This window comes from Octadecabacter ascidiaceicola (genome assembly GCF_900185015.1).
Taxonomy (GTDB): Bacteria; Pseudomonadota; Alphaproteobacteria; order Rhodobacterales; family Rhodobacteraceae; genus Octadecabacter; species Octadecabacter ascidiaceicola.
Window position 1 is genome coordinate 299452 of sequence record NZ_FXYD01000004.1, and the last position, 10549, is coordinate 310000.

A 10549-nucleotide genomic window follows, 5' to 3' on the forward strand; every position below is an offset into this window, starting at 1 on the left:
AACGACTAAATGGACATTGAAAACCTAATCACTGGCGGGAATATCGTCCTGCTGTTGCTAGCAGCCTTTATTATCATTTGTATTCTGCTTGGTGTGCGGATTGTTCCGCAATCCGAAAAGTACGTTGTGGAACGCTTTGGTCGTTTGCGCGCGGTGCTTGGGCCAGGCATCAACTTTATCATCCCATTCCTTGATCGCGTTGCGCATAAGATTTCGATCCTTGAGCGTCAGCTGCCGGTCATGGGCCAAGATGCGATTACATCAGACAACGTGTTGGTGCAGGTCGAAACATCCGTATTCTACCGCATCATTGAACCGGAAAAGACTGTCTACCGTATTCGCGACGTAGATGGTGCGATTTCCACAACTGTTGCAGGTATTGTGCGTTCTGAAATCGGTAAGATGGAATTGGACCAAGTGCAGGCAAACCGCACCGGTCTGATCCTCGCTATTCAGGACCAGCTTGCTGCGCAGGTTGATGACTGGGGAATCGAAGTAACGCGCGCTGAAATCCTTGACGTGAACTTGGATGCGGCAACACGTGCTGCGATGCTTCAGCAGTTGAATGCGGAACGTGCGCGTCGTGCGCAGGTGACTGAGGCCGAAGGTAAGAAACGTTCGGTTGAGCTTCAGGCTGATGCGGAGCTATATGCCGCTGAACAGGCCGCGAAAGCGCGCCGCGTATCTGCGGATGCGGAAGCCTATGCGACACAGGTTGTTGCGGTTGCGATTGCCGAGAACGGTTTGGAAGCGGCGCAGTACCAAGTCGCGTTGAAGCAGGTTGAAGCCGTTAATTCCATGAGCTCGTCTGCTGGTAGCAATACCGTCGTCTTGCCAGCAAACCTGATCGAGAGCTTTGGCGACGCGTTCAAAATGCTGAAAGGACGTTAATCATGTCTTTGTTCAATGAATGGTGGGTCTGGATGGGCGCGTCTCTCGTGCTTGCGATCCTCGAGGTCTTTGCCCCAGGCTGGGTATTTTTGGGTTTCGCCGTTGGTGCGTTTTTCCTAGGTGCAATGATTGCGCTGGGGATTGGCACTGGGCTGTCGCTGGCTTGGTCACTTGTGATCTTTGCGGTGCTTTCACTGATTGCCTACGTTTTGATGCGTCAGATATTTGGCGTTCGTCGCGGTCAGGTGAAGATCTGGGATCGCGATATTAACGACTAGCGCGCCTTTGGTGTGATAAAAAAGGCCCCGCTCAACGGCGGGGCCAGTTTGATCTGAACACGAGGCAGGTTCGGTCCGAGGGACAATTCGGACAGAGGCAGTGTCAGATATTCCACAAAAATCTAGCGAGTGCGCTGTCGCACAGCGTGGCCGAGCAAAGCCCGTTTGACCTGTGACGGATCGAGTGTGGCGGGCCCATCAACGCGGCAATTGAAATTCAGCGGTCCATTGCGTGTTGGCAAGACGACAGCTGCTTCAAAGCTTCGGCCTGTGTAGCGAATGTTGTTCAGTTCTATCATCTCGTATCCCCCTTAATGCTGGGTGTGGTGGCAAAACTTGTTGCCTCCACTACATCTGGGGTCAGTTTGACGAGATTTAAGGGGGGGAGAAACTCACGTTTGCCCCCATACTTGTGAATCGACGGTATAATTGCCGGCAAAACTATGCCGATACCCTTATTTTTAAGCGTTTGCGGCGTAAGCTAGGATGAGCGGAGTTCTGCCAGAACGGCTTCGGCGGCGGCTTTTGGGTCCGCGTTCTGCCAAATTGGGCGGCCGACAACCACGTGATCTGCGCCGTTTTCGATGGCTTGGGCAGGTGTGGTGACCCGCTTTTGATCACCCAATTCGGCACCCGCCGGGCGCACACCGGGGGTGACGATCAGCTTTCCAGCCGCCTCGGGTAGGGCGCGAATAAGGGCTGCTTCTTGCGGGGAGGCGATGACACCATCCGCACCGTTGGACAGCGCGAGGCCGGCACGTTCTTGCACGAGGTCCGTGATATCGCCCGACTTGATGCAAGACGCATCGAGATCATTGCGATCAAGTGATGTCAGGATCGTCACGGCGAGGATCTTCATGTCCGTACCACCTTTGCCTTCGGCAGCTGCGCGCACCACGTGGGGATCGCCATGTACCGTCAGGAAGTCGTGGTTGAACTGGGACAGCCCGCGCACGGCGGCCTCAACAGTGGCACCGATATCAAACAGTTTCATATCGAGGAAAATGCGTTTGCCGTGCTCATCCGCCAGTTCATTTGCGAGGGCGAGGCCACCGCCGGTCAGCATGCCGAGGCCGATTTTATAAAACGAAACGGCATCGCCGAGCTGTTCTGCCAATGCCAGCCCACTCAACGCGTCAGGGACATCCAAGGCAACGATCAGGCGGTCATCAGTGGTCATGGCTCTCTCCAATATTTTGGCCGTTTTATGCGCCTACGACCTAATCAGCAACCAGCCTTGAAGGGGGCACGTTCAGACCCCATATATTGGACGAGGCCCCAACAAGCCTGTGCCGCATAGCGGGCAGCAATTTTTGTAGGGGCGCTTTATAAAGGAGAGACCTATGAACCTTGAAAAGTTCACTGAGCGGTCACGCGGTTTTATTCAGGCCGCCCAAACGATCGCAATGCGCGAAAGCCATCAACGGCTTTCCCCAGAACACTTACTCAAAGCTTTGCTGGATGATGACCAAGGGCTTGCCGCCAACCTGATCAATGCGTCAGGTGGTGATGCAGCACGGGTATTGCAAAACGTAGATATAGCGCTTGGCAAACAGCCGACCGTCACTGGCGATGCTGCGCAAACTTATATGGATGGCACAACTGGTAAAGTATTGGCCGAGGCTGAGAAGCTCGCCCAGAAAGCTGGCGACAGCTTTGTACCCGTTGAACGTATTCTGATGGCGCTGGCGATGGTGAAATCCAAAGCCAAGGACGCGTTGGATGCCGGTAAGGTTACGGCGCAGGGTTTGAATTCTGCGATTAATGACATTCGCAAAGGTCGCACAGCTGACAGTGCGTCCGCCGAAGACGGATATGATGCGCTGAAAAAATACGCGCATGATCTGACGGCGCGTGCCCGTGAAGGAAAGATTGACCCGATCATTGGCCGTGACGAAGAAATTCGTCGTGCAATGCAGGTGTTGTCACGCCGCACCAAGAACAACCCGGTTCTTATTGGTGAACCGGGCGTGGGTAAAACCGCGATCGCCGAAGGCCTTGCTTTGCGCATCGTTGACGGTGACGTGCCTGAATCCCTTCGCAACAAATCGCTTTTGTCACTTGACATGGGTGCCCTGATTGCAGGTGCTAAATATCGCGGTGAATTCGAAGAACGCCTTAAAGCGGTCTTGAACGAAGTCGGCGAAGCTGCGGGCGAGATCATTTTGTTCATCGACGAAATGCATACTCTTGTCGGCGCTGGTAAAGGTGACGGCGCGATGGATGCTGCCAACCTGATTAAGCCTGCGCTTGCGCGGGGTGAATTGCACTGTATCGGTGCGACGACGCTGGATGAATATCGCAAGTACGTTGAAAAAGACGCAGCACTTGCGCGTCGTTTCCAGCCGATTGTGGTGCAGGAGCCGACTGTCGAAGACACGGTTTCAATTTTGCGCGGAATTAAGGAAAAGTATGAGCTCCACCACGGCGTTCGCATTTCCGATAGCGCCTTGGTGAGCGCGGCAACGCTCAGCAACCGCTACATTACCGATCGTTTCTTGCCTGACAAAGCCATCGACCTTGTCGATGAGGCAGCGTCGCGTTTGCGGATGGAAGTCGACAGTAAGCCAGAAGAGCTGGATCAATTGGATCGCCAGATCATGCAATTGCAGATCGAGGCCGAGGCACTGCGCCTTGAGGATGATGCGGCATCTAAGGACCGTCTTGAAAAACTCGAAGGGGAACTTTCGAACTTGCAAGAACAGTCCGCAGCTATGACTGCGAAATGGCAGGCGGAACGGGACGAGTTGGAAGGCGCACGCGGGCTAAAGGAAAAGCTGGATCGTGCACGTGCCGAGCTTGATATCGCGAAACGCGAAGGCAACCTCGCCAAGGCGGGTGAGCTTTCTTATGGCGTGATGCCAGAGCTTGAAAAGCAACTGAATGATGCCGAAGACAGCGACCTAATGGTCGAGGATGCCGTGCGTCCCGAACAGATCGCAAGCGTGATTGAGCGATGGACAGGTGTTCCCGTCGCCAAGATGCTGGAAGGCGAGCGCGAGAAGTTGTTGCGGATGGAAGACGGGTTGCACAAACGTGTTATCGGCCAGAACGCTGCGGTGAAAGCGGTGGCAAACGCGGTGCGCCGTGCGCGCGCTGGGCTGAATGACGAAGGGCGCCCACTTGGTAGCTTCTTGTTCCTCGGGCCAACCGGCGTCGGTAAAACCGAGCTGACCAAAGCCGTTGCCGAATTCCTATTCGACGATGACAACGCGATGGTGCGGATCGATATGTCCGAGTTCATGGAAAAGCACGCGGTCGCGCGTTTGATCGGCGCACCTCCGGGGTATGTCGGCTATGATGAAGGCGGCGTGTTGACCGAAGCTGTGCGGCGTCGCCCGTATCAGGTGATCCTGTTTGACGAAGTCGAAAAGGCGCACCCTGATGTGTTCAACGTGCTGTTGCAGGTTTTGGATGATGGTGTTCTGACAGACGGCCAGGGCCGCACTGTGGATTTCAAGCAAACGCTAATTATCCTTACGTCGAACCTTGGAAGCCAAGCGCTTAGCCAGCTTCCAGAAGGGTCCGATGCCAGTGACGCCAAGCGTGACGTGATGGATGCGGTTCGGGCGCACTTCCGGCCTGAGTTCCTCAACCGTCTGGACGAAACGGTTATCTTTGACCGGCTTGCACGCGATGACATGGATGGCATTGTGACCATCCAGATGTCACGGCTCCTCAAGCGGCTTGCTTCACGCAAGATCAACTTGGCGCTCAACGACGAGGCGCGAAAGTGGCTTGCCGATGAGGGCTATGATCCGGTGTTCGGAGCGCGCCCGCTGAAGCGGGTTATACAGCGTGCGCTGCAAGATCCGCTGGCGGAGATGCTGCTCGCGGGGGATGTAAAAGATGGCGACACCGTACCTGTTTCGGCAGGGCCGGACGGTTTGCTGGTCGGGGATCGCGTGAGCGAATCCAAACGGCCTAAACCGGATGACGCCGTCGTTCACTAATCGCTCGGTATAACAGCCCCGCCCGCGTATGTATGTGGGCGGGGCTTTTCGATTTTACCGCGCGTCGGCGCAACCTTGCATCAAAAAACAATCGCTTACTGGCTGCGCAACGCCGGAAGCCCCACACCCGTTGCTTCAAACCCTCCGTCCGCTGCAATCGTTTGGCCCGTGACATAGCTCGCCTTCTCAGACAACAAAAAGGCAATTACCTCACCAATTTCGTTCTCGGATCCATAGCGATTCAAAGGGATCGCGTCGTGATAGGCATCAATGATGTCTTGCGTATGAACCGCCATCGCCAATTTGGTACGTACGGGTCCGGGGCAGACGGTGTTGGCTCGAATGCCGAACTCACCCAATTCGGCCGCTTGCTGCAAAGTTAGTTGGATCACCGCCGCCTTTGAGGTGCCATAGGCGACCCGTAGGGTCGAGGCACGTAAACCGGAAATACTGGCGATATTCACAATCGCACCTTTGGATTCTTTCAGTGCGGGAGTTGCCGCTTGCGTGCAGAGAAACACGCCATCAAGATTGGTTTCCATGACGGTCTTCCATCGCACGAAATCCGTTTCGGCAATAGGGCCAAAGTCGGCGACACCCGCGTTATTTACAAGCCCGTCAATACGTCCGAAATGGCGCAAGGTCTCATCGACCATACTATTAACAGAGCTTTCCTCTGAAACATCGCAATCAATTCCATGGACATTCGTGCGCGAAGAGACAGCAGCTGCTAGGGCCTCGCTGTCACGATCAATCATCGCAACTTGCCAGCCGGTTGCCAAAAGTAGGTCTGTCGTGGCCAGACCGATGCCGCGTGCGGCGCCAGTAATAATAGCTGTTTTCATCTCTGAAACCTGACGCGGTTTCACTGTAATTGAAAGCCTGTTCTTAGAGGCATCAGCGTAAGTTGATTGGGTGTGGGTTGACCGGCGGGCTGGCGGTCTATTGTGTCTAAGGTCACATCTTTCTCAATAAGGCGGCCACACATGTTTTCCAGTTTTTCAATGTCCGTATTCGAAGGCCTCGCGATTGCGTTGATCCTTGCTGTTGGCCTTGTGATTGCGGTGATCGCTGTCTTCTTTGTGATTGACCGAACGCAAACCCAAGATGCAATTCGCAGGAACTACCCGGTGGTGGGACGCTTTCGATATGTGTTTTCGTCGCTGGGTGAGTTCTTTCGCCAATACTTCTTTGCGATGGACCGCGAGGAGCTGCCGTTCAACCGTGCACAACGGGATTGGGTAAAGCACGCGGCCGATGATGGCAGTAGCACGGTTGCATTTGGGTCTACGCGAAACCTGTCCGTTCCGGGTACGCCGATCTTTACCAATGCCGCTTTTCCGCCGCTCGACAATCAGTTTGCCAGTACCGAACCGCTGGTGATCGGGGAGACCGCTCGTGCGCCGTATTCGGCGAAGTCCATTTTCAACCTGTCGGGCATGTCCTACGGCGCGATTTCGAAACCTGCCGTTCAAGCGCTCTCCAAGGGTTGCGCGGCTGCGGGCATTTGGATGAACACGGGCGAGGGAGGGTTATCACCGTACCATTTGGAAGGGGGTTGCGACATCGTCTTTCAGATGGGCACTGCCAAATACGGAGTGCGCGATGATGAAGGGAACCTTGATGATGCGAAGCTTCGGAAGGTCGCCGAGACACCACAGGTTAAGATGATTGAAATCAAGCTCGCCCAAGGTGCTAAGCCGGGAAAGGGCGGCATTTTACCTGCCGCGAAAATCAGCGCCGAGATCGCTGAAATTCGCGGTCTCCCAAAGGGCAAAGACGGTATCAGCCCCAACCGACACGCCGAGGTCGATGATTGGAATGATTTGCTGGATTTCATCACCCATGTTCGCGAAGTCACGGGCCTTCCAACGGGGATCAAAACCGTTATGGGTTCGGAAGCGGCCTTTGCCGAGTTCTTTGACACTATTTTAGAGAGAGGTGCTGAAACCGCGCCTGACTTTATCACGTTGGATGGCGGCGAAGGTGGAACTGGCGCTGCACCAATGCCGTTAATTGACTTGGTTGGCGTTTCCATTCGCGAAGCGCTACCGCTGGTAAGCGCAATGAGAAATGAACGCGGGTTAAAAGAACGTATCCGGATTGTCGCTTCCGGTAAGCTGGTGAACCCCGGTGATATCGCCTGGGCGCTTTGTGCAGGCGCGGATTTCGTAACATCAGCGCGCGGCTTCATGTTCTCGCTTGGTTGCATCCAGGCGCTTAAGTGCAACAAGAACACCTGCCCGACAGGGATCACCACCCACGACCCGCGTTTTCAAAAAGGGCTCGTACCGGAAGAAAAATGGGAAAAGGTTGCCGCCTACGCCAAAGGCATCAACAAAGAAGTCGAAACGATCGCCCATTCCGTTGGTGTTGCCGAACCGCGCCTGATGCGCCGCAACCATGTCCGTATCGTCCAACCCCAAGGCAACAGCATCCCGCTTTCAACGCTTTATCCTTCTTAGTTTTTGTCTTTGTCTCAAGAATATCCTTGGGAGAGTCCGGGACGGACCGGGGGACTAGTCCCCCTCTACGCTCGCGGCACGCGCAAACGTTACAGGTTTCCCGCGCAGTTGTGAGATGTCGTTTAGTGACCTGTGAACATGCCCCTATATATAGAGTGGAGAAATTGAACTGGAGCACGACATGGCCTTTCGCTGGAAAAACAATCTAACGCATGCAGACGTCACCCCTGAACCAATCTGGTTGAACCGCCGCGCGGTGCTTGCAGGCATGGCAGGCGCGGGTGCGCTTGGTGGATCTGTTGCAGCGCAGGAGTCGCTTGAGCCGAACACGTGGGAAGAGATTACGAGCTATAACAACTTCTACGAATTCGGCACCGGTAAGTCTGACCCATCTGACAATGCGGGTGATATGGTCACGGACGGCTGGGAAATCACGATTGATGGAATGGTTGATAATCCGGGTACGTTCTCTCTCACTGACTTGACTGCGGACATGACTATGGAGGAGCGCTTGTATCGTTTCCGCTGTGTGGAAGCTTGGTCGATGGTTATCCCGTGGAACGGATTTGAGCTTGCGGATCTGCTCAACAAAGCAGGTGTTCAGTCGGGCGCAACGCACGTCGCGTTCGAAACGGCTGTTTTGCCGGATGTTATGCCAGGTGTGCGGCAGCGCGTTATCGACTTTCCATATGTGGAAGGTCTGCGACTGGATGAAGCGATGCATCCGCTTACGATCATGGCGACCGGTGTTTACGACCGCCCGCTCGCCAATCAGTCCGGTGCGCCGATCCGTTTGGTTGTGCCGTGGAAATATGGCTTCAAGTCTATCAAATCCATTGTGCGGATTACCCTGACGGATGAACAACCCAAAACGTCTTGGAATGACATCAACGCGCGCGAATACGGTTTCTATAGTAATGTGAACCCAGAGGTAGACCATCCGCGTTGGAGCCAAGCGTCTGAACGGGTGATCGGCGGTGGTTTGTTTTCAGCCCGCCAAGACACATTGATGTTCAATGGCTACCCTGAAGTTGCCAGCCTTTATGACGGCATGGATTTGAGCATCGAATTCTAAGATGATTTGAGGTCGGAAACTCGGTTCACGGCAAACACCAACCCGCCACGTGTCTGGATGATATGGCCGACATAGCCGTCGCGCATCATATGAGTTGCGGCTTCCCACACTGGGAGAGCTTCATCTGCGATATCTTCGCAGATGTACCATCCTCCGACGCGTAGACGAGGTGGAGCAAAGGCGAGCGTTGCAAGATTGGCATGTGCAGAATGCAGTCCGTCATCAATAATTAGGTCGAGCTCATCAGGCAGGTTTCGTTCCAATGCCTCTAAGGTGTCTGGTTTGTTCTGATCGACAAAAAATGTACTGATCCGATCTTCTTGAAAAAGTATGCGCTCATCAAAGTCAGCGCCATAAATATGGGCATTAGGTAGGAATCGGCGGAATGCTCGCAATGAAGCTCCGGGGATACCTCGCTTACCCATGTTCGAGACTACGTCTGTTTTGTTGGTGCCCATCCCAATTTCCAGCATCGCTGTGACCTGTTCTGGCTGGGTAAAAACATGTGCCAGCAGGAGATTGTAGTTGTGTTTTCGGGCTTTGTCCGACCCTTCATCGGTCAAAATTTCACCTAATGCGTCACTGCGGGCTTGGGTTGCGCTATCCATTGCGAAGTCTTCGACGCTTTGAACGTTGGCATTGCGATTGGATCCTACAGCCGCAAGGTCACGAAACCGGGGTACGGTTTGTTCAATCCCTTCGAGCGTAAGATCGGTCAACATTCGTGAAGGACCGGTGCTGTTGGGCGCAAAGAGAGGAAATGTTAGAAAATGGACCCAGCGACCGTGTGAGATTGCTTTTATTCGGCGTTTTACACGGCGTCTAAATTTCATTGCAGGCCTCAACATCAATTAGAGTAAAATCCAGCAAAGCCGACACTCTGCTACGAGCCGGACGCCATCTGAGGGTTGGAACTCACGCAAGACGAGGGGCAACTTAAACTGAGGCCGAAGACTAAGAGCATTCTGGAATTGAAGGTCGCTAAAAACAGTTGAAACAAACACTCAACTCACCGTGGGAATGGTGACAAGCCTCTATCTTTTGTGGGGGTTAGACCCGATGTAGGATGAAAGCAATCGAAGGTCTGATCCACATGTCCAAGTTTATTGATCGAATTAACCAGCTTGCCCGCAAGGTGCCGACGTGGGTTGTCTATCTATTGCTAACGCTGCCAGTTGCCTTGCTGCTTTTTCAGCTGGTTTCCGGTGGGTTGGGTGTTGACCCTGCCAAGCGGTTCGAACACGAAACGGGCGAACTGTCGCTCAAACTCATTGTCCTTGGTCTCGCGATCACGCCGCTTCGCAAATTCCTGAAACTGAACTTGTTTAAGTTCCGTCGCGCTGTTGGTGTAATGTCTTTTGTTTATGTCTCAGTGCATTTGTTCGCATGGGTTTTGATCGACATGAATCTGCGCTGGGCGCAAATGTACGAAGACATCTGGAAGCGCCCCTATATTACTATCGGCATGTTTGCGTTTGTCTTGATGATCCCATTGGCGGTAACATCCAACAACCTTTCGCTTCGAAAAATGGGTGCCGCGACATGGCGCAAGCTGCACAAGTTGGTCTACCCAATCGCGGTGCTGGGTGGGGTACACTATATAATGGTGCAGAAAGTGTGGGAGACTGAGCCTATGGTATATCTCGCCGTTATCCTCGCATTGCTTGCAACACGGATCAAATGGGCGCCAAAGGCACGCACGGCTCCGGGCGTATAGGCGCATTAAGAATGGGGCCTGCGGCCTACTGAAATTCGTATTATCGGCGCAGCTTCTTCGGCCTTAAAACGCACTATATATACACACTATATATACACCTAAAAAACGACGCATGGTTTGGGTATAAAAAGAGGGCCGGATTTTAGGCGAATCCGGCTTTCATGCAGGCG

General features: G+C 53.9%; 10 protein-coding genes. 6 read left to right on the plus strand and 4 right to left on the minus strand.

Features of this window, described 5'->3' with window-relative positions; genetic code table 11:
- Positions 1–9 precede the first annotated feature (9 nt).
- Together OCA8868_RS13345 and OCA8868_RS13350 are read left to right on the plus strand one after the other, a co-directional pair.
- Positions 10–891 (plus strand): SPFH domain-containing protein, encoded by an 882-nt coding sequence (locus tag OCA8868_RS13345; protein WP_093997071.1) that lies wholly within the window; start codon positions 10–12, stop codon positions 889–891.
- 2 nt (positions 892–893) lie between these two features.
- Positions 894–1169: an NfeD family protein gene (locus tag OCA8868_RS13350; protein WP_093997072.1), complete on the plus strand. Its 276-nt coding sequence runs from the start codon at positions 894–896 to the stop codon at positions 1167–1169.
- Between the two features lie 122 nt (positions 1170–1291).
- On the opposite strand, the gene OCA8868_RS16695 is transcribed toward OCA8868_RS13350, so the two are convergent.
- Together OCA8868_RS16695 and pyrF are read right to left on the minus strand one after the other, a co-directional pair.
- Positions 1292–1468 (minus strand): hypothetical protein, encoded by a 177-nt coding sequence (locus OCA8868_RS16695; RefSeq protein ID WP_179214858.1) that lies wholly within the window; start codon positions 1466–1468, stop codon positions 1292–1294.
- Between the two features lie 182 nt (positions 1469–1650).
- A complete protein-coding gene (pyrF, locus tag OCA8868_RS13355) occupies positions 1651–2349 on the minus strand; it encodes an orotidine-5'-phosphate decarboxylase (protein ID WP_093997073.1) in 699 nt (232 codons plus the stop codon).
- Positions 2350–2512: 163 nt separating this feature from the next.
- Here pyrF and clpB point away from each other — a divergent pair, with 163 nt between their 5' ends.
- The gene (clpB, locus tag OCA8868_RS13360) at positions 2513–5122 is read left to right on the plus strand and encodes an ATP-dependent chaperone ClpB (protein WP_093997074.1); all 2610 of its coding nucleotides are present in this window, start codon (positions 2513–2515) and stop codon (positions 5120–5122) included.
- Between the two features lie 95 nt (positions 5123–5217).
- On the opposite strand, the gene OCA8868_RS13365 is transcribed toward clpB, so the two are convergent.
- Positions 5218–5967: an SDR family NAD(P)-dependent oxidoreductase gene (locus OCA8868_RS13365; RefSeq protein WP_093997075.1), complete on the minus strand. Its 750-nt coding sequence runs from the start codon at positions 5965–5967 to the stop codon at positions 5218–5220.
- A gap of 141 nt (positions 5968–6108) precedes the next feature.
- On the opposite strand from OCA8868_RS13365, the gene OCA8868_RS13370 reads away from it, so the two are divergent.
- Both OCA8868_RS13370 and msrP read left to right on the plus strand, forming a co-directional pair.
- On the plus strand, positions 6109–7587 hold the full coding sequence (locus tag OCA8868_RS13370; protein WP_093997076.1) for an FMN-binding glutamate synthase family protein: 1479 nt from the start codon (positions 6109–6111) through the stop codon (positions 7585–7587).
- Between the two features lie 181 nt (positions 7588–7768).
- Positions 7769–8662 carry a protein-methionine-sulfoxide reductase catalytic subunit MsrP gene (gene msrP, locus OCA8868_RS13375; protein WP_093997077.1) on the plus strand — a complete coding sequence of 298 codons (894 nt, stop codon included), beginning with the start codon at positions 7769–7771 and terminating at the stop codon, positions 8660–8662.
- Here the strand turns inward: msrP and OCA8868_RS13380 are convergent.
- Entirely contained in the window at positions 8659–9384 is a 726-nt protein-coding gene (locus OCA8868_RS13380) for a class I SAM-dependent methyltransferase (RefSeq protein WP_093997078.1), read from the minus strand. The two genes, msrP and OCA8868_RS13380, sit on opposite strands and share 4 nt — an antisense overlap.
- 371 nt (positions 9385–9755) lie before the next feature.
- Here OCA8868_RS13380 and msrQ point away from each other — a divergent pair, with 371 nt between their 5' ends.
- Positions 9756–10379, plus strand: coding sequence for a protein-methionine-sulfoxide reductase heme-binding subunit MsrQ (msrQ, locus tag OCA8868_RS13385; RefSeq protein ID WP_093997225.1), 624 nt, complete (start codon positions 9756–9758; stop codon positions 10377–10379).
- Positions 10380–10549 lie beyond the last annotated feature (170 nt).

Coding starts and splice junctions, on each gene's coding strand:
- OCA8868_RS13345 (WP_093997071.1), top strand. CDS start 10: ATGGACATTGAAAACCTAATCACTGGCGGGAATATCGTCCTGCTGTTG.
- OCA8868_RS13350 (WP_093997072.1), top strand. CDS start 894: ATGTCTTTGTTCAATGAATGGTGGGTCTGGATGGGCGCGTCTCTCGTG.
- OCA8868_RS16695 (WP_179214858.1), bottom strand. CDS start 1,468: ATGATAGAACTGAACAACATTCGCTACACAGGCCGAAGCTTTGAAGCA.
- pyrF (WP_093997073.1), bottom strand. CDS start 2,349: ATGACCACTGATGACCGCCTGATCGTTGCCTTGGATGTCCCTGACGCG.
- clpB (WP_093997074.1), top strand. CDS start 2,513: ATGAACCTTGAAAAGTTCACTGAGCGGTCACGCGGTTTTATTCAGGCC.
- OCA8868_RS13365 (WP_093997075.1), bottom strand. CDS start 5,967: ATGAAAACAGCTATTATTACTGGCGCCGCACGCGGCATCGGTCTGGCC.
- OCA8868_RS13370 (WP_093997076.1), top strand. CDS start 6,109: ATGTTTTCCAGTTTTTCAATGTCCGTATTCGAAGGCCTCGCGATTGCG.
- msrP (WP_093997077.1), top strand. CDS start 7,769: ATGGCCTTTCGCTGGAAAAACAATCTAACGCATGCAGACGTCACCCCT.
- OCA8868_RS13380 (WP_093997078.1), bottom strand. CDS start 9,384: ATGTTGACCGATCTTACGCTCGAAGGGATTGAACAAACCGTACCCCGG.
- msrQ (WP_093997225.1), top strand. CDS start 9,756: ATGTCCAAGTTTATTGATCGAATTAACCAGCTTGCCCGCAAGGTGCCG.